Origin of the sequence: Faecalibacterium sp. AF28-13AC (assembly GCF_003478405.1) — a bacterium.
In the GTDB taxonomy this organism is placed as follows: Bacteria; Bacillota; Clostridia; order Oscillospirales; family Ruminococcaceae; genus Faecalibacterium; species Faecalibacterium prausnitzii_E.
In genome coordinates this window covers 449769-468303 of record NZ_QUFG01000001.1, presented here as the reverse complement: position 1 = coordinate 468303, position 18535 = coordinate 449769, and the positions used below count along the sequence as shown (strand labels likewise).

At 62.3% G+C, this 18535-nt stretch carries 14 protein-coding genes; 1 reads left to right on the top strand and 13 read right to left on the bottom strand.

Translation table 11 applies throughout. The features are described 5' to 3' along the window. Positions 1-116: 116 nt before the first annotated feature. The 12 genes from groL to DWY95_RS02150 form a co-directional block, all read right to left on the bottom strand. The gene (groL, locus tag DWY95_RS02205) at positions 117-1760 is read right to left on the bottom strand and encodes a chaperonin GroEL (RefSeq protein WP_118551946.1); all 1644 of its coding nucleotides are present in this window, start codon (positions 1758-1760) and stop codon (positions 117-119) included. Positions 1761-1810: 50 nt separating this feature from the next. After that, entirely contained in the window at positions 1811-2098 is a 288-nt protein-coding gene (locus tag DWY95_RS02200; RefSeq protein ID WP_055187788.1) for a co-chaperone GroES, read from the bottom strand. A 246-nt stretch (positions 2099-2344) separates the two neighbouring features. Beyond that, entirely contained in the window at positions 2345-3340 is a 996-nt protein-coding gene (locus DWY95_RS02195) for a diacylglycerol kinase family protein (RefSeq protein ID WP_118551944.1), read from the bottom strand. A gap of 84 nt (positions 3341-3424) precedes the next feature. Beyond that, positions 3425-5737, bottom strand: coding sequence for an ATP-dependent Clp protease ATP-binding subunit (locus DWY95_RS02190; protein ID WP_118551942.1), 2313 nt, complete (start codon positions 5735-5737; stop codon positions 3425-3427). Positions 5738-5858: 121 nt separating this feature from the next. Then, complete coding sequence (locus DWY95_RS02185) at positions 5859-6119, bottom strand: TIGR03905 family TSCPD domain-containing protein (RefSeq protein WP_097792504.1); 261 nt, start codon at positions 6117-6119, stop codon at positions 5859-5861. A 45-nt stretch (positions 6120-6164) separates the two neighbouring features. Next, positions 6165-7013, bottom strand: coding sequence for a PHP domain-containing protein (locus tag DWY95_RS02180; protein WP_118551940.1), 849 nt, complete (start codon positions 7011-7013; stop codon positions 6165-6167). 75 nt (positions 7014-7088) lie between these two features. After that, positions 7089-9365, bottom strand: a complete 2277-nt coding sequence (locus DWY95_RS02175) for a hydratase (protein WP_118551938.1) — start codon at positions 9363-9365, stop codon at positions 7089-7091. 103 nt (positions 9366-9468) lie between these two features. Continuing rightward, complete coding sequence (locus tag DWY95_RS02170; protein WP_118551936.1) at positions 9469-10665, bottom strand: aspartate kinase; 1197 nt, start codon at positions 10663-10665, stop codon at positions 9469-9471. 58 nt (positions 10666-10723) lie between these two features. Further along, entirely contained in the window at positions 10724-11629 is a 906-nt protein-coding gene (gene thrB / locus DWY95_RS02165; protein ID WP_118551934.1) for a homoserine kinase, read from the bottom strand. Positions 11630-11648: 19 nt separating this feature from the next. Further along, a complete protein-coding gene (locus DWY95_RS02160; RefSeq protein WP_118551932.1) occupies positions 11649-12884 on the bottom strand; it encodes a homoserine dehydrogenase in 1236 nt (411 codons plus the stop codon). Between the two features lie 30 nt (positions 12885-12914). Further along, positions 12915-13355 (bottom strand): ACT domain-containing protein, encoded by a 441-nt coding sequence (locus DWY95_RS02155; protein WP_055187772.1) that lies wholly within the window; start codon positions 13353-13355, stop codon positions 12915-12917. Between the two features lie 165 nt (positions 13356-13520). Beyond that, positions 13521-16082: a transglycosylase domain-containing protein gene (locus tag DWY95_RS02150; RefSeq protein WP_243082521.1), complete on the bottom strand. Its 2562-nt coding sequence runs from the start codon at positions 16080-16082 to the stop codon at positions 13521-13523. A gap of 180 nt (positions 16083-16262) precedes the next feature. Between DWY95_RS02150 and DWY95_RS02145 the strand changes: the two genes are divergently transcribed. Beyond that, positions 16263-16634: a hypothetical protein gene (locus DWY95_RS02145; protein ID WP_118551930.1), complete on the top strand. Its 372-nt coding sequence runs from the start codon at positions 16263-16265 to the stop codon at positions 16632-16634. Positions 16635-16678: 44 nt separating this feature from the next. Here the strand turns inward: DWY95_RS02145 and DWY95_RS02140 are convergent, their stop codons facing one another. After that, a complete protein-coding gene (locus tag DWY95_RS02140) occupies positions 16679-18457 on the bottom strand; it encodes a Na/Pi cotransporter family protein (RefSeq protein ID WP_118551928.1) in 1779 nt (592 codons plus the stop codon). Between the last annotated feature and the right edge of the window lie 78 nt (positions 18458-18535).

Here is an 18535-nt window from a genome sequence, read left to right as displayed (position 1 = left end):
CCGATTTTGTTACCCTATAGTGCGCTTTGATTTTTGGCGTAAGTGGCGTAAGTTTGGCGTAAATCCGCTTTTGCGCGCTCCAAAAATCAAGGATTCATGCGGTTTTTAGGCAGTTATTAGTACATGCCGCCCATACCGCCCATGTCGCCGCCGGCAGCTGCGGGAGCAGCCGGGGGTTCGGGCAGGTCAGCGACCAGGCTCTCGGTGGTCAGCACCATCTCGGCGACGGATGCTGCGTTCTCCAGAGCGGAGCGGGTGACCTTGGTCGGGTCGACGATGCCAGCAGCGATCATGTCGTCCACGAAGACCTCGTTCTGTGCATCAAAGCCGTAGTTGGGCTTGTTGGCAGAGATGATCTTGTCGATGATGACGCTGCCTTCCAGACCGGCGTTCTTTGCAATCTGGCGCAGAGGTGCTTCCAGAGCCTTCAGGACGATCTTTGCGCCGGTGCGCTCGTCGCTTTCCAGCGTCTCGCACAGCGCACGGACAGCGGGGATGGCGTTGATGGGAGCGGTGCCGCCGCCGGCAACGACGCCTTCCTGAACGGCTGCCTTGGTCGCGTTCAGAGCGTCCTCAATGCGGAGCTTCTTGTCCTTCATCTCGACCTCGGTCGCAGCGCCGACCTTGATGACGGCCACGCCGCCGGCCAGCTTTGCCAGACGCTCCTGCAGCTTCTCGCGGTCAAAGTCGCTGGTCGCAGCCTCGATCTGGTTGCGGATCTGTGCGATACGGGCTGCGATGGCGTCCTTATCGCCTGCACCGCCAACGATGGTGGTGTTCTCCTTGGTGACCTTGACCTGGCGGGCATGGCCCAGCATCTGGACGGTTGCGTCCTTCAGCTCATAGCCCAGATCAGCGGACACAACGGTGCCGCCGGTCAGGGTCGCGATATCCTGCAGCATCTCCTTGCGGCGGTCGCCGAAGCCGGGGGCCTTGACGGCGCAGACGTTCAGGGTGCCGCGCAGGCGGTTGACGATCAGGGTAGACAGAGCCTCGCCCTCGATGTCCTCAGCCACGATCAGCAGCTTCATGCCGTTCTGCATGACCTGCTCCAGCAGGGGGACCAGATCCTGAATGACGCTGATCTTTTTATCGGTGATGAGGATGGCGGCGTTGTCCAGGTCGGCGACCATCTTGTCGGTATCGGTGACCATATACGGGGTCAGATAGCCGCGGTCGAACTGCATGCCTTCGACGATCTCGTTGTAGGTCTCAGCGGTGGTCTTGTTCTCCTCGATGGTGATGACGCCGTCGGAAGTGACCTTTTCCATGGCCTCTGCGATCAGGCGGCCGATCTCCGGGTCACCTGCAGAAATGGTGCCGACACGTGCGATGTCGTTGGCATCCTTGACCTTCTGGCTGTGGGCCTTGATGGTCTCAACGGCGGTGTTGACTGCCTTGCTCATACCGCGGCGGATGTCCATCGGGTTTGCACCGGCGGTGACGTTCTTCATACCCTCGGTGACCATTGCCTGTGCCAGAACGGTTGCGGTGGTGGTGCCGTCGCCTGCTGCGTCGTTGGTCTTGGTTGCGACCTCACGCACCAGCTGCGCGCCCATGTTCTCAAACTCGTCCTTCAGCTCGATCTCCTTGGCGATGGTCACACCGTCGTTGGTGATGACGGGGGCGCCGAACTTCTTGCTCAGCACCACGTTGCGGCCCTTGGGGCCCAGGGTGATCTTAACCGTATTTGCCAGCGTGTCAATGCCAGCGCACAGTGCCTTGCGGGCGTCCTCGCCCTGCTTGATCTGTTTAGCCATAATCCAATCGCTCCTTCAAAAGCTCAATTTCTTACAGTAGAGGGGGAAACTCAGTCTTCCACAACGGCCAGGATATCGCCCTGACGGACGATGGTGCACTCCTCGCCATCCACCTTCACTTCGGTGCCGGAATACTTGCTGGTGAGGACCTTGTCGCCGACCTTCACGGTCATCTTGACTTCCTTGCCGTCCACGACGCCGCCGGGGCCGACTGCGATGACCTCGCACACCTGGGGCTTTTCTTTTGCGCTGCCGGTCAGGATGAGGCCGCCCTTGGTGGTCTCCTCGACCTCAACAGTCTTGATAACAACACGGTCTGCAAGAGGAATGATCTTCATAGTTCTTGCCCTCCTATTATAAAAATAAAATGAAAACATCGTTGTGCCCGGAGGCTCTGGTTTACCGGCTTCCGGTTGTTTAGCACTCCTTTTCTCTGAGTGCTAAGTGTATTGTACTCATCTTGCCCGCAAAAATCAAGAGGTTTCAGAACTTTTTTTGTTAAATATTTATGACGATTCCAAAATCCCTCCGCACCACGTAAAAATCCCTGTGCGGAATGGACTCCCGCACAGGGATCTTTGCAGTCATTCTGTCACATCGGCCGGTGTGCTGCGCGCTGCACAGAACCGCTCATAGGCAGGCTTCGGCAGCAGGATGCGGCCTGCCAGCGGCTGAAGCACTGCCGTCACTTCGCCGCAGGGGGCGCACTCGCCGTCCGCCGTGGCCACGATGGGCCCGCGCCCATCTGACGGGCGGAGCGACACACGCTTTGCGCGGCGGTAGATGAAATACGGTTTTGCCGCCTCAGTCAGCTGGCCGTTCACGAAGTGGCGTCCGTTTTTGTACATGCTCAGCAGCTTGGCAATGGTCAGCCGCCCGACTTTGCGGACGATGAAGACATCCAGCCAGCCGTCGTCGGGCACCGCCTCTGGCCCGGCCAGGAAGCCGCCGCCATACGCCTTGCCGTTGCAGATGGCGCACATCAGGCAGTCCACGGTCAGGGTTTCTTCGTCGATGGTGAAGGTCAGCGTCCGGCCGATGCGGCCGCACAGCTGCTCCACGATGGAGAGCAGATATGCCGCCTCTCCGCCGCACAGCGGGATGCGCCGGAATTTCGGGATGCCATAGGCCACCTGGGCGTCCAGGCCCGCCGCGCAGATGGTGGCGGACAGACCCAGGTTCGTCTGGAGCAGGTCGATGGTCACTTCCCCGCCTGCCAGCTGTGCGTCCAAGTCCGCAAACTCTTCCTTTGTGCCGTAAGTGCGCAGAAAATCGTTGCCGCTGCCGTAGGGCAGGCATCCGACCGCTGCGCCGGGGATGCCCTGCACCCCGGTCATAGCCTCCATAAAGGTGCCGTCGCCTCCGGCGGTATAGATGCGGAGGGGCACGCCCTCCGCTGCGGCCTGCTGTGCCGCTGCGCGGGCCAGTTTCCGCGCGTGCCCAGCGTATTCGGTGACGTGGATCGTGACCTCTTCCGGGGCAAGGCCCGCCCGCCGGGCAGCGGCTTCGATCTGCGGAATGAGCTGGGCCGTACAGTCCTGTTTGCCCGCAGCGGGATTCAGTAAAAATAAGGTGCGCATGGCGTCCTCCTATAATTTCGATTACCTCTATGATAACAGAAATCGCAGGAGTTTCAAGGGGTCTTTCGGCAGAGCAGCGGGTCGTCAGCCGGTGGTCTGCCCCACGGCTGCTGTTTCCGTTTGGAGCAGCGTCACCTGCCCATCGGCTGTGCAGTCGGCCGTCCAGTGCTGACCGGTGTGGGCGGCACCGGCGGCGATCTGGTCGGCCAGGGCCTGTTCGACGGCGCGGTCCACCTGCCGCCGCAGTTCGCGCGCCCCATAGGGCGAACGCGCCCGCGCCGCCAGCACCGGGCCCACGCGGGACGTATGGCTCAGCTGATAGCCGCTGTGGGCCGCCCGCTCTTCCAGCTGGCCCAGCAGCTTTTCGGCGATGGCACACAGGCTGTCCTCGGCCAGCGGGCGGAAGACGATCAGCTCATCCAGCCGCCCGACCAGCTCCGGCCGGAACCACTTTTTCGCCTCTTCAATGGCCTGTGCCGACTGCTTTTCGAACACGGCCTCGCTGCCCGCCGCAAAGCCCAGCGGCGCGTTCTGCCCCGCCAGAAAGCGCGCGCCCAGATTGGACGTCAGCAGCACGATGGTGTTGCGGAAATCCGCCTTGCGGCCCATGGCATCGGTGAGCTGGCCGTCCTCCAGAATTTGCAGCAGGATGTTCTGGATGTCCGGGTGCGCCTTTTCGATCTCGTCAAACAGCACGACGCTGTAAGGACGGCGGCGGACGGCCTCGGTCAGCTGCCCGCCCTCATCGTGGCCGAGATAGCCCGGCGGCGCACCCAGCAGCCGGGCCGTGGTGTGCTGCTCCTGATATTCCGACATATCGAACTTGAGCAGGGCTTTCTCACTGCCGAACCAGCTGCGGGCCAGCGCTTTGGCAAGAGCCGTCTTTCCCACGCCGGTGGGTCCCAGAAAGAGCAGCGCCCCGATGGGCCGCCCCGGCTCCCCCAGCCCGGTGCGGCTGCGCCGGATGGCACCGGCCACCGCCGCCACCGCTTTCTGCTGGCCGACGATCTCCGCGTTGAGACGCTCTTCCAGACGGTCGAGCCGCTCCCGCTCCTTCTCCCCCACCCGCTCGGCGGGGACGCCGCTGGCCTGCGCCACCACACGGGCGATCTCCTCCCGCGTCAGTTCCGGGTCCCGGATGCCCTCCCGCTCGGCGCGGATGCGGGCGGCGGCACAGGCCTCATCCACCAGATCGATAGCCTTATCGGGCAGGCACCGCCCCGGCAGATACCGCACCGAAAGCTCCACGGCCTCCTGCAGGGTCTCCAGCGGCAGACGCACATTGTGGTAGCGCTCGTAGCGGGGGGCCAGCCCTTCGAGGATGGCCACTGCCTGCTCCGGCGCAGGCTCTTCGATCTGCACCCGGCCAAAGCGGCGTTCCAGCGCGGCATCCTTCTGGATGTGGGTGCGGAACTCCTGATTCGTGGTCGCACCGATGAGCTGCAGTTCCCCACGGGCCAGCACCGGTTTGAGGATGCTGGCCGCGTCAATGGCACCTTCCGCCGCACCGGCCCCGACAATGGTGTGGAACTCGTCCACGAACAGGATGGCCGTGCCGTCCCGCACCAGTTCTTCCAGCAGGTTCTTGAACCGCTCTTCAAAGTCGCCGCGGTATTTCGTGCCCGCCACAAGGCTGGCCATATCCAGCGCCAGCAGGCGGCGGCCCTGCAGCATCCGGGGCACCTCGCGGGCTGCAATGCGCTGGGCCAACCCTTCGGCCAGTGCCGTCTTGCCCACGCCCGGCTCCCCCACCAGACAGGGGTTGTTCTTCTGGCGGCGGCACAGGATCTCCACCATCCGGTCCAGTTCCTTTTCCCGGCAGAACACCGGGTCCAGCTCGCCATCGGCGGCGCGGCGGGTCAGGTCGCGGCAGTATTTGTCGCTGGCACGGCTCCCGCGCGGCATGGCCGAGGCGCGGGGCTGGCTGGGCAGGATGAACTGCCCCGAAAGCTGGCGGCACTCCCGCACGGCATCCGTCAGCTGGACGCCCATCGACGCCAGCAGCACCCCGGCGGCGCAGTCGGTATCCTCCAGCATGGCGCAGAGCAGGTGTTCCGGCTCAGCGCGGGGCTGGTGGGCATTCTGCGCCCCGATGAGGGCATAATCCATGGCCCGGCGGAGGTCCGGTGCCAGCGCACGGCGGTCCAGATGCTGCACCGGGCCGGGGCGGTCCTCGGCCAGCTGCCGCCGGACGGCCAGCTCGGTGATGTTCTTTCCGGCCAGGAACCGCCCTGCCGCGCCCCGGTCTGTCTGGAGCATGGCGAGGAGAAGGTGGCCGGTATCTGCCTTTTTGCAGCCAAAGCCGCCCGCCAACTCCACTGCCTCGTCCAGCAGCAGCCCCGCCTCCCGCGAAAAGCCCTTGTATCTGCCCATGCCGAATGCTTCCCAAATGCTCATTTGCCTGCTCCCTGTCGTTTGATATGACTCAGCAGAAGTATAGCCCCATCGGGCCGGAAAAAATCAGCAAAAAAGGCCGAACCGCACAAAACATGCAGTTCGGCCTTTGGAACACGGCAGGTTACAGCTCTGCCAGTGCCTTTTTCAGGTTCTTTGCGATCTGGTCGGGGCAGCTGGTGGGGCGGGGGCCGCAGGTAGTGCCCTCCATCCGCTCAATGGCGTCCTCTGCCTTCATGCCCTTCAGCAGGCGGCTGATGCCCTTCAGGTTGCCGTTGCAGCCACCGACGACCTCGATGGACTCGATGGTGTGGTCATCGTTCAGGACGATCTTGGTCAGCTTGGAGCAGGTGCCCACATTGGGGAACTCAAACGATTTGCTCATATCGGAAACATCCTCTCTTTTTACATTTGGGTGTTTTTTATTATACTATTTTCTCCGCTTCTGCGCAAGCACTTCGATCCGAGCGATCTGGTCGTCCGGGGTCGTGCAGGTGCCGACCGGGTGGGGGTGCTTGTGGTTCGAGCCGTGAAAATCCGTGCCGCCGGTGCGGATCAGGCCGTACTGCGCACACAGGGCGATGCACTCGGCGCGGTCTTCCGGGCTGTTGCGGGGGTGGTCCACCTCGATGCCGTCCACCATCCCCTCTTTGACCAGCTCCCGCAGCAGCGGCATGCTCTTGTAGACGGTCGGGTGGGCAAACACCACGACGGCTCCCGCCGCTTTGGCTGTGGCCAGCACCTCCTGCACCGGCGGATACTCCGGCGAGTGCAGCACGATGCCGCGCGGCTCCCAGCCGAACAGCCGGTGGTACTCCTCGCCGTAGATGCCCTCGGCCAGACCCAGCTCACACAGCGCCTGCATGATGCCGCTCTTGAACAGCACCCCGCTGTCCTTTGCATATTCCAGCGCCTGCTCGGTGCGGAACTGCGGGTAGATCTGCTCGATCTCCCGCGCACTTTGCAGGCAGCACTCGTTCCGGCGCTGACGCATGATGTCGCAGTGGCGGATAAGTTCCGGGCTTTCCGGGTCGGGCCAGAAGGTCAGCAGGTGCACCCGGTGGTGCCGCTCGTAGTCGTAACCGGTCAACTCGGTGGCCGGGATGAGCCGGACGCCGTCCTGAGTGGGGTGTTCGTAACAGTACCGGACGCTCAGGAGCGTATCGTGGTCGGAGATGGCCATGGTGTCCAGCCCCACCCGCGCTGCCATCTGGGGCAGGCGGTGGATGGGGACGGAGCCGTCCGAACAGGTGGAATGATTGTGAAGATCGCCGGGCATTGTGTTTCCTCCCATGAAAGCCCAAAAAGCACCCGTCCCAAAAGGGCGAATGCTTTTTCGGCATCGTATCAATGCTTAGTGCTTATAGAAATTGATGAGGCAGCCGTCGGCCAGGATCTGGCGTTCGTCCGCAGTCAGCGGAGCCATATACAGGGTGAACGGCTTGACGGCCCCGCCCAGCACATAGGCGGGGATGTTCTGCAAGTCGCCCTTGAGGGCTTCGCGGATGTTGGGGATGAGGATATAGTCTCCCAGCCCAAACGGGGTGGCCCCGGCCAGCTGGAAGGGCAGCATGCCCCAGTTGATGAGGTTGGAGCGGTAGCGCTTGGTGGCATATTCCACCGCGATGTTCGCCCCGGCCCCCAGCACACGCTGGCAGGACGCTGCCTGCTCACGGGCCGAACCGTCGCCGGGCTTGACGGCGAAGATGGTAGACGAGAGCTGCACATCCTCCCAGGTCAGCTGCTCACAGCCGGGCACGGCGCGGATCTGTTCCAGCAGGGCCGCATCCCCCTGCCCGGCGCGGCGGGCGGCTTCTTCGGCCTGCACAGCCTTGGCGCGGCCCACATAGGCGGGGTCCTTGCGGCTGAGGGTGAACTCTGCCAGACCCAGCGGGTTGGAGCGGTAGGACGACGTCTCGCCGGAGGGGATGAGCTCATCGGTGGTGGTCACCGGGTCGGTGATGTAGGAGGCCACCTTGAGCAGCAGGTTCTCGCCCAGCGGGGCGATCTCCGGCCAGTCCTTGATGTTGGGACCGAACTTGAGCAGTGCGTCGTAATCGCCGTGGCCGAAGCCCTGATAGACTCTGGTCTCGTAGCTGGACGGGTCGTAGTGGTACTCCGGCACGGTAGGGTCGTAGTCGATCTCAGTGGCCGGTGTCAGGATGCCGCCGTTGACCGTAGTGGCCGCGATGCTGCGGGCATCCATCAGCGCCACCCCGGCCAGCTGCCCGCTGCCGGGCTTGGAGCCCTCGCGGCTGGGGAAGTTGCGGGTGGTATGGCGGATGGACAGTGCCCCGTTGGCGGGCACGTCACCGGCACCGAAGCAGGGGCCGCAGAACGCGGTGCGGATGGTGGCGCCACTGGCCATCAGGTCGGTCAGGACGCCGGTGCGGGTCAGCTCCATCATGATGGGCTGGCTGCCGGGGTAAACGCTGAGCGCATAGTCGCCGCAGCCGCCGGTGTGGCCCTTGAGGATGGAAGCCGCCTCATAGATGCTGTCGAACAGGCCGCCTGCGCAGCCCGCGATGACGCCCTGATCCACCCGCAGTTTCCCGTTCTCGATCTTGCTGCACAGGTCCAGCTTCACGTCCCTGCGGCCCACGAGCTTCTGGACATTTTCCTCGCAGTCATGCAGGATGTCGTGCAGGTTGGCGTTCAGTTCCTCGATGGTGAACGCATTGGACGGGTGCATGGGCAGTGCGATCATCGGGCGGATCTTCGACAGGTCCACCTGCACCACACCGTCATAGTACGCAAGGTCTGCGGGCTTGAGGGGCTTGTAGTCCCCTGCTCGGCCGTGGGCTGCGAGGAAGTTCCGGGTCTTTTCATCGGTCTCCCAGATGGAGGACAGGCAGGTGGTCTCGGTGGTCATGGCGTCGATGGCGTTGCGGGTATCCTGCCGCAGCGAAGCAATGCCGGGGCCGACAAATTCCATCACCTTGTTCTTGACGTAGCCGCTCTTGAACAGCTCGCCCACCAGTGCAATGGCCACATCGTGGGGGCCGCAGCCCGCAGGCAGCGCACCCGTCAGATAGATGGCGACCACGCCGGGGCGGGCCACATCGTAAGTGCGGCCCAGCAGCTGCTTTGCCAGCTCACCGCCGCCCTCACCGATGGCCATAGTGCCCAGCGCACCATAGCGGGTGTGGGAGTCCGAACCCAGGATCATCTTGCCGCAGCCCGCGAACCGCTCGCGCATGTACTGGTGGATGACCGCCAGATGGGGCGGCACGAAGATGCCGCCGTACTTTTTGGCTGCGGACAGGCCGAACCGGTGGTCGTCCTCGTTGATGGTGCCGCCTACGGCGCACAGGCTGTTGTGGCAGTTGGTAAGCACATACGGGATGGGGAACTTTTCCAGGCCCGATGCGCGGGCCGTCTGGATGATGCCCACAAAGGTGATGTCATGGCTGGCCATGGCGTCGAACTTGATCTTCAGGTTCTGGTCATCGCCGCTGGTGTTGTGTGCCGTCAGGATGCCGTAGGCCATGGTGCCCTTGGGGGCATCCGCCACAGCGGCGGCATCAAAGCCCTGCGCAGCCAGTGCCGCCGGGGCGTCTGCATCTGCGTTGACCCATGCGCCGCGCACATAGTACGCGCCGCCCGTGCTGCATTTGATGGATTCCAACATTTTCCTTCGCCTCTCTCTATCAGACCGGAGATTTTCCCGCCTTTCCCTGCGGACGCCCTGGAGCCGGAGCCCTTACACCGCGGCCCCGCGCTTCCGGTGCTTCTTAGTCGAACAGCATATCGTGGATGGCGCTGACGGCCTTGTCGGCGTCGTTGCGGTCGATGATGCAGGAGATCTTGATCTCGCTGGTGGAGATCATCTTGATGTTGATGTTGTTGTTCGACAGTGCCTCGAACATCTTGGAAGCAACGCCGCTGTGGCTCTGCATACCAGCGCCCACGATGGAGACCTTGGCGCAGGTCTCGTCACAGGTGACGTCCTGGAACTTGCCGCTTTCCTTCAGCACACGCAGTGCGGTGTCTGCCTCGCCCTCGGAACAGGTGAAGGAGATATCCTTCTTGCCGTCGCGGCCGGTGGACTGCAGGATGATATCCACGTTGATGTTCTTCTGGGCCAGCAGGCCGAAGATCTTGAAGCTCGTGCCCGGCTCATCGGGAACATTCAGAATCGTAATAACAGCAACGTCGGTGTCCTTTGCGACGCCCTTGATCAGCATACCTTCCATTTTTGTAACCTCCTTGACGACCGTACCCGGAATCGGGTTCAGGCTGGAAAGCACTTCCAGCTCCACGTTATACTTTTTGGCCAGCTCCACACTGCGGTTGTTGAGCACCTGTGCGCCGAGGGAGGCCAGCTCCAGCATCTCGTCGAAGGTGATCTCCTTCAGCCTGCGGGTGTTGCGCACCTTGCGCGGATCGGCGGTGTAAACGCCCTCCACGTCGGTGAAGATCTGGCAGCGGTCTGCATGAAGCGCCGCCGCGATGGCAACGGCGCTGGTGTCGGAACCGCCGCGGCCCAGGGTGGTGATGTCATCCAGCTTGTTCAGGCCCTGGAAGCCTGCCACGACGACCACGCGGTTGCGCTCCAGCTCGGAGGAGATGCGTTCGGTCTCCAGCCGGGTGATGCGGGCCTTGGTGTAGGCACGGTCGGTGCGGAAGCCTGCCTGCCAGCCGGTCAGGCTGGTGGCGTGGCAGCCCAGCTCGTTCAGGGCCATGGCCAGCAGCGAGATGCTGATCTCCTCACCCGCTGCCAGCAGCATATCCATCTCACGTGCGGAGGGGTTGTGGGTGATCTCCGCTGCTTTTGCGATCAGGTCGTCGGTGGTATCGCCCTGGGCGGACACCACGACCACCACGTCATTGCCTGCGTTGTGGGTATTGGCCACGATGCGGGCCACGTTGAAAATACGGTCCCGGTCCTTCACGGAAGAACCGCCGAACTTCTGTACGATCAACGCCATAGTTTGTCACTCTCCTCTTCTTCTGCCCTGCTTTTCTGCGCAGGGCGTACGCCTAATATCATTCCACGGTTGCGCCGGCATTATCTGCATCCAGGCGCAGCAGCGTAAATGCTTCACATCCGTCCAGCCCTTCCAGCTGTTCGAGGCCTGCCTCCAGGCCCTTGTAAAATTCCTCTGCGTCGGTGCGCTCGGCCACCGCCATCACGGTGGAACCGGCACCGGACACATACACGGCCTTTGCCCCGCACTGCTTTGCCAGCGCGAAGACTTCCTTCGAGCCGGGCATCAGCGGCATCCGGTAGGGCTGGTGCAGCTTATCCTCCGTCGCAATGGCCAGCAGCTCGTGGCGGCCCTCACAGAAGGCCGCAGGCACCAGCGCTGCGCGCGACAGGTTGTAGACCGCATCCTTGTGGGAGACCTGCTTCGGCAGGGCTGCACGGGCGGCCTCGGTCAGGAGCTTGTAGTCCGGCACGATGGCCGCGAAGCAGAGGCTCTGGTCCACATCCCGTTTGACGGAGTAGACCACACCGTCCTCATAGACGCTGCTGGTCAGGCCGCCGAGCAGGGCCGGTGCCACATTGTCCGGGTGGCCCTCGATGCTGGTGGCCAGGGTCAGCAGCTCCTGGGTGTTCAGGATATCGCCCAGCATCCGGTTGGCACCCAGCAGGCCCGCAATGATGCAGGCCGACGAGGAACCCAGACCGCGTGCCATGGGGATGGGGTTGGTCTGCACGATCCGGAGCGGCGGGATCTTCTTTCCCACTTTGTCGAACAGGCCTTTGGCCGAGCGGTAGACCAGATTGGACTCGTTGCGGGGGATGCGGGTCCCGTCCGCTGCCGAGATGTCCAGTTTCTCGCTCTCTTCAAAGGTCACGGTATTGTACAGGGTCACCGCCAGGCCCAGGGCATCGAAGCCGGAGCCGACGTTGGCGCTGGTGGCCGGGACAGAGACTTTGATCTTCATGATGGCTGCACCTTCCCTTTTATGCTTCCTCCGGCAGACGCTTGAGCAGCAGCTTCACGCTGCCGCCCACGGCCTCCACCTTCCGGGCTGCTTCGGCCAGCGCTCTGGCGTCGGCCTTTTCGACGAAGTACGAGCAGCCGTCGAACCGCTCCTCCACGACCTTTCCGGTGCCGTAGATGGCCTCCACCACAGCCGGTGCAATGCCTGCCACACGCACATAATATGCGGCGGGCGCGGGGTCGGTGAGCATCCCCTCCACCGGCTCGGCAGGCTGCCAGAACAGGCTGTCGTGGACCTTGGAGCCTTCCTTGATGGCATCCACCACATCGGCCACCACGGCGCTGGCGGTGGGCAGCTTGCCCGCGCCCTTGCCGTAGAAGATGACGTCGCCCAGCATATCGCCCTTGACCAGAACGGCATTGAAGACGTCGTCCACACCGGCCAGCTGGTTCGACCGGGGCACCAAGCAGGGCTCCACGCCTGCGGCCACGCTGCCGTCGCCGCCCTGCTTCATCCAGGCGATGAGCTTGATGACGCAGCCCAGTTTCTCCGCCGCCGCCACATCGGCGATGGTGATCTCGCGGATGCCGCGGGTGGGGATGTTCTGGGGGTAGATCTGGTGGCCGCAGACCAGCGAGGACAGGATGGCGATCTTGCGGCAGGCATCGCGGCCGTCCACATCGTCGCCGGGGTCTTTGGTCTCGGCATAGCCAAGCTCCTGTGCGATCTTCAGCGCCTCGTCAAAGCCCAGGTTCTCGTGGATCATCTTGGTCAGCATGAAGTTGGTGGTGCCGTTGACGATGCCCTCCACCTCGGTGATGACGTTGGCCGCGAGGCACTGGTGCATCGGGGTGATGATGGGGGTGCCGCCGCCGACCGAGGCCTCGAACAGGAACGCGCAATCGTGCGCCTTGGCCAGACCCAGCAGCTCGGCACCGTAGGTGGCCACCATCTCCTTGTTGGAGGTGCAGACGCTGCGGCCGCTCTCCAGGCAGGCTTTCACATACGGGTATGCGAACCGGGTGCCGCCGATGGTCTCGACCACCACCTTGATCTCCGGGTCTTCCAGAATGGTGTCAAAGTTCTTAATGAAGAGATCCGCGGCCGGGTGGCCGGAGAAATCCTTGGGGTCGAGGATGTACTTCACCTCAACGGGTTCCCCTGCCCGGCGGGAAACGCCCGCTGCATTGCGGCACAGCACTTCGTACACACCGCTGCCAACCGTGCCAAAACCTAAGATCGCGATCTTTGCCATGGTAACCCCTCGTTCCTGTCTCTTAGTTGTTTACAGATTGTATCCACAGTGCACACCGACGACCATCCGCTGCCGGGAGAGCTTTTCGGTCAGTTCTTCCGGGGTCATCTGCATCGTGTCAGTGCGGATGGTGACAGCCACCAGCGCAGCGCCATTTTCCGGCGTGGACTGGTTGATGGTCACGATGCTGGCGCCTGCGGCACTGATGCCGGCCAGCAGACTTTGCAGCGCACCGGTCTCGTCCCGCAGGGTTGCCATCACAGTGATGACCTCACGGCCGTTCTCGGAGTCAAAAATGCAGTCTTTGTATTTATAGAAAGCACTGCGCGACAGGTCTACGCTGCGGGTCGCAGCCGAAATGCTGCGCGCCTCCCCGCTGGCCAGAAGCTCCTTGGCCTTGACGACCTTCAGGAAGACCTCCGGAAGGACCTGTGCATCCACCAGATAAAAGCGGCGTTCCAACTTGTTCACCTCACAAACACAAGTGTTCTTGCAGAGAATATAATAACATCCGGCCCCCTGCATTGCAAGAGGCCGGATGTGTTTTTGTCAGATTGTCCAGTTTTGATGCGTGAAGTGGCGCATTGCCTTGCCGGAATGGCACCCATCCCATGGGAAAAAGTATGAGTTTTGCGCTCAGTCGGTGTCGAGACCGGAAGTGTCCGCCGGGATGGTGGTCTGGTCGGCTGCGGGCTGGGCCGCCTGCGTCACGCCCGAAGAGTGGGAGTAATTGCAGGTATCGGGCAGGTCGTCCGCACGGTAATAACCAGTAGCGCGGCTGGGGCAGCTGGGGCCTGCCAGCAGGCCGCTCTGGGTGCAGTAGGCGCGCTCCACCACGCCGTCTGCCGCCGGGAACGGCTTATAGGGCAGGTCCTTCTGGACCTCTTCCATATAGGCCTTCCATGCCATGACGCAGGTGCGGGTCTTGGCCTGATTCTTGCTCAGGGTGTTGGTCATGTCATACGGCGCATCGTAGCCCCACCACACAGCGGTGACGTAATACGGTGTGCCGCCCACGAACCACAGATCCTTTTCGTCGCTGGCTGTACCGGTCTTGCCGAAGGACTCCATGCCGTTGGAGTTGGGGTAGCGGCCGCTGGCCGTACCAACGTTGGAGTACAGGACGTTCTTCAGCAGGCGGTTCATGACATAGGCCGTCTGCGGGGTCAGGGCCTGATAGCTGGTGGAGTTGTTTTCCAGATAGATGTTGCCGTCACGGTCCAGCACACGGGTGTACAGATGCGGGGTGGTGTACTGGCCGTCGTAGAAGATCTGGAAGGCTGCGGCCAGCGCCGTGGGCGTGACGCCGTGGGTCTGGCTGCCCATGACCATCTGGGCAAGGCCGACGTCGCTGGAGGGGTCCAGCGTGTCCAGCTGCAAGGTATTATAGACGAAGTTGAAGATGTTGCTTGCGCCCACCAGGTCGCCCACACGGATGGCGATGGTGTTCAGCGAGCGGGCCAGACCGTTCCACAGCGGCAGGTCGGAGTTGTCGCCGTAGTTGCCGCCATAGTTGCGGGGCCAGCTGCGCCATGCGTTGGGGTAGGCCTTCAGCTGGGTGTCGGACAGGCCCATCAGGCCGTTCTTTCGGCAGTAATCCTCATCGCGGATGACCATATCCTGCTTGAGGTAGAGGGGCGAGTTGTTCAGCATGGTGGACCAGTTGACAAGGCCGTACTCGATGCCCAGAGCGTAGGCGCCGATGGGCTTGATGGTCGAACCGGTCTGCCGGGTGACGCCGTAAGCACGGTTCAGGGAGAGGCTCTTGGTCTTCTTGCCCAGGCCGCCCACCATGGCCAGCACATTGCCGTCATAGTCCAGGGTGACCATGGCCGCCTGGGTGCGGACATTGCGGTAATAGTAGACCGTGCCGTCGTCGCCGGTGCGGGTCTTGGGGGTGCCGTCCTCGTTCATCACCTGCACGTCGTCGTCCGAGATGGAGGTGACTTCCTCCTCATGCCAGCCTGCCGGGAAATAGGCATCGTCGGTGTTGAGCATGAGGTTTTCCATGGCGGTCTGCATCTTGGGGTTGACAGTGGCTTCGATGGTGTAGCCGCCGGTGTAGAGCATGTTCTGGGCCGTGGCTTCGTCCACGCCCTCCTTCTCCATGATGTCGCCGACCACCTCGTTGAACAGGGCATCGGTGAAGTAGCTGGTCACGGAGGAGGTGTTCTTCTTGCTGGTATCCTCCGCCAGCACCAGCGGCTGGGCGGCGGCATTCCGGTAGTCATCCTCCGAGATCACACCCTGCTGCCACATATTATACAGGATGAAATTGCGGCGGTGGATCAGATTTTCGGGGTTCGTATAGGGGTTGTAATTGGTGGGGTTCTTGGTGATGGACGCAATGGCCGCGCACTCCCACAGGGTGAGCTGGCTGACATCCTTGTTGAAGTATTCGTTTGCCGCCGTCTGAACGCCCTGGATCGTGCCGGTGAAGCTGATGGTGTTCAGGTAGGCTTCCAGAATGGTCTCCTTGGAGTAGGTGCGGCTCAGGCAGAGGGCGCGGTAGATCTCGCGCACCTTGCGCAGCGCACCCTGGATGCCGCTGGCGCTCTTGTCCGAGGTCAGGTTCTTGATGAGCTGCTGTTCCAGCGTAGACGCGCCCTGCTTGGAGCTGTAGATCGGCAGCACATACTCGTTGACCATGGCGCCAATGGTGCGCTTGAAGTTGACGCCCGGCTCATTGTAGAAATCTTTGTCCTCGGTGCAGATGAACGCATACTGTAGGTTGGTGGGGATCTGCTCCAGGTCTGCCCAGACACGGTGGCTGTTGGAGGAACGCAGGGTGGCGTACTCCACCTGCGCCCCGGTGTCGGGGTCGGTGGCCACCACCGTGCTGGACTGGCTCAGCTCGATGTTGTCCAGATCCAGCAGGTCGCCGTCGTTGGCCGTGGCCTGCACCGCGTAATAGACCATGCCCACCATCAGCAGGCTGCCCGCCATGATGCCCAGACAGATCAGCATCGCGAGGGTGCGGCCCAGGAACCGCAGCAGGGGGTGCCTGCTCTTCTCCTTCGGCTCCTTGGGGGGCTTCCCGCTGGGAGCCGGGTCCCGGCGGCTGTTGTTCACATTGACTTGACGTCCCACGGAAGGCTGGGGTTCTCTCTTCGCCCCGCTCTGGTGGATCTTTCTTGGTTCGATAAGGATCGCCTCCTGACCGGCCACTGGGCCGATGATTCGCTGGTTATACGACAAGCTGCCCCGCCCGGTCCGACCGGCAAAAGGGCAGAATTTTCCCCGGATAGAGGTAGTATAGCACATTTTGCCCTGCAAAGTACAGCATTCTGCTGTGAAAATTCTGTTCTTCTGTCTGGAAAACTTTCTTTTTGCGCATACTACCGTTTGAAACTTTCCCTGCAAAGGAGTGATTTCCCTGTGCGCAAGCTTGTTCTCTGCCTGTTTTATGCGCTCTGCGCCTTCGCCATCGCGTTCAGCCTGTTCTGGATGGCCCTCCCCCGGCTGACGCTGCCCTCCCCTGCCCCGCAGGACGAAACGCCGGACTCGGTGCCGCTGAGTCTGGCGGCGCAGGCTCTGCCGGAGCGGACAGCCCTCTACTACCTCTGCGACGAGGGCGGGATGCTGACGGTCTATGCCTGCGGGGCCGACGGGGAACCCGCCGACCGGTTGGAGGAGACCGGCATCTACGTCAACCTTCTGCCCGAAAACGACGCCCTCCGCATCAAGCAGGGCCTTGCGGTCTACAGCGAGACCGAGCTGCGGACCGTGCTGGAGGACCTGGGAGAATGACAGAGACCCTCCCGCCGGGGAGGGTCTCTGTTGTCATTGGTGCATTACGCTTCCATGGCTTCCAGCGGCACAAGGTAGTCCTTGCAGCACTGTTCGTAATGGAGCGAGTATTCCTTGGTGGGGTTGTGGTGCATCAGGCTCTTCAGGGTGTGGGAGTCGTAGTCGTCGCCCTGGTTCGTGCCGATCAGACGGGCTGCGATGTTGGAGCAGTGGTCGGAGATGCGCTCCACATTGTTCAGCACATCCAGGAAGACGACGCCGGTGTCGATGGAACAGATGCCATTCTTCAGGCGCTTGATGTGCTGGTCGCGCAGCTTTTCGACCATGATGTCGATGACCTCTTCCAGCGGCTCCACCTGGCGGGCCAATGCGACGTCATTGTTCTCAAAGGCGTCGTTCGTCAGGTCCAGCACGCGCTCCATCGCGCCGGTGAGGAGCTTGAGCTCCTCCTTTGCGTGGTCGCTGAAGGACGCTTCCTTCTCATAAAGCTCCTCGGATTTTTCCATGATGTTGACGGCATAGTCGCCGATGCGCTCGTACTCGGTGACGAAGTTCAGCAGCTCGGTCACAGCATGGCTCTCGTCGTCGCCCAGCTCCTGGTCGGTCATCTTGATGAGGTAGTTGGAGATCTCGACTTCCATCCGGTCGATGAGGTTCTCCCGGACGTTCACCGCACTCACGACGTCTTCGTCCATCTTGAGCAGCAGCGGAGCCGACAGGTTCACGTTGCGGGCAGCACGGCGGGACATCTTGACCACTGCGTTCTTGGCCTGCTGCAGGGCAACGGCCGGGCTCTTGAACAGGCGCTCGTCCAGCACGGGCATACTGAGCTCCTGCGCTTCCTCGGCGCTGTCGGGCACGGTGAGGACAGCCAGCTTCGACAGCACACTGCTGAACGGCAGGAAGAGGAGCATCGCCGCCACGCTGGACATGGTGTGGATGTTTGCGATGGAGCTCTTGTTCATCACATCGCCCCAGACAGGGATGCCGATGGTGTAGCGCACCGCATAGATGGCCGCCAGCAGCACCACACTGCCGATGATATTAAAATAAAGGTGGATCAGCGCGGCGCGCTTGCCATCCTTGGAGGAGCCGCCGATGGTCAGCAGCGGGGTGAAGGCCGTGCCGATGTGGGCACCCAGAATGATGGGGATGGCTGAGCCGAAGGTAACAAGGCCGGTGCTGGACAGTGCCTGCAAGATACCGACCGATGCCGAGGACGACTGGATGATGACCGTGACCACCACACCCACGAGAACGCCGAGGATGGGGTTGGTCATGCTGACGAACAGGTCCTGGAACGCCGCGCTCTCCCGCAGGGGCGAAACGCCGGTATCCATCAGGTTCATGCCGGTGAACAGGATGCCGAAGCCCAGCATGATCTGGCCGATGTTCTTTTTCTTGGCGTTGCGCAGGAACACATAAAAAATGCAGCCAATAAACGCGACCACCGGTGCGAAGGTCTTGGGCTGCATCAGGGTCAGCCACAGGCTGTCGCCGGAGATATCCGCCATGCGGATGAGCTGGCCGGTGACAGTCGTACCAATGTTCGCACCCATGATCACGCCTACCGACTGCGTGAGGGTCATGATCCCGGAGTTGACAAGGCCGACACAGATGACGACCGTGCCCGCCGACGACTGGATGACGCCGGTGATGAGGGTGCCGAAAATGACGCCCTTGATGGTGGAAGAGGTCAGCTTTTGCAATACGCCCTGCATCTTGCCGCCCGCCAGCTTCTCCAGGCCGGCGCCCATGATCGACATGCCGTACAGGAACAGCGCAATACCGCCCAACAGAGAGGTGATGTGTGTGATATCCATCTCGATACTCCTAAAAATGTTCTTCCTTTTTCTTTTGAACAGACAAAGGACGGCCGCCGAGCTCTTTCCGCCTGAACG

Coding starts and splice junctions, on each gene's coding strand:
- DWY95_RS02195 (WP_118551944.1), bottom strand. CDS start 3,340: ATGCGCACCTTATTTTTACTGAATCCCGCTGCGGGCAAACAGGACTGT.
- DWY95_RS02170 (WP_118551936.1), bottom strand. CDS start 10,665: ATGGCGTTGATCGTACAGAAGTTCGGCGGTTCTTCCGTGAAGGACCGG.
- DWY95_RS02140 (WP_118551928.1), bottom strand. CDS start 18,457: ATGGATATCACACACATCACCTCTCTGTTGGGCGGTATTGCGCTGTTC.
- DWY95_RS02190 (WP_118551942.1), bottom strand. CDS start 5,737: ATGAGCATTTGGGAAGCATTCGGCATGGGCAGATACAAGGGCTTTTCG.
- DWY95_RS02200 (WP_055187788.1), bottom strand. CDS start 2,098: ATGAAGATCATTCCTCTTGCAGACCGTGTTGTTATCAAGACTGTTGAG.
- DWY95_RS02180 (WP_118551940.1), bottom strand. CDS start 7,013: ATGCCCGGCGATCTTCACAATCATTCCACCTGTTCGGACGGCTCCGTC.
- DWY95_RS02160 (WP_118551932.1), bottom strand. CDS start 12,884: ATGGCAAAGATCGCGATCTTAGGTTTTGGCACGGTTGGCAGCGGTGTG.
- thrB (WP_118551934.1), bottom strand. CDS start 11,629: ATGAAGATCAAAGTCTCTGTCCCGGCCACCAGCGCCAACGTCGGCTCC.
- DWY95_RS02185 (WP_097792504.1), bottom strand. CDS start 6,119: ATGAGCAAATCGTTTGAGTTCCCCAATGTGGGCACCTGCTCCAAGCTG.
- DWY95_RS02175 (WP_118551938.1), bottom strand. CDS start 9,365: ATGTTGGAATCCATCAAATGCAGCACGGGCGGCGCGTACTATGTGCGC.
- groL (WP_118551946.1), bottom strand. CDS start 1,760: ATGGCTAAACAGATCAAGCAGGGCGAGGACGCCCGCAAGGCACTGTGC.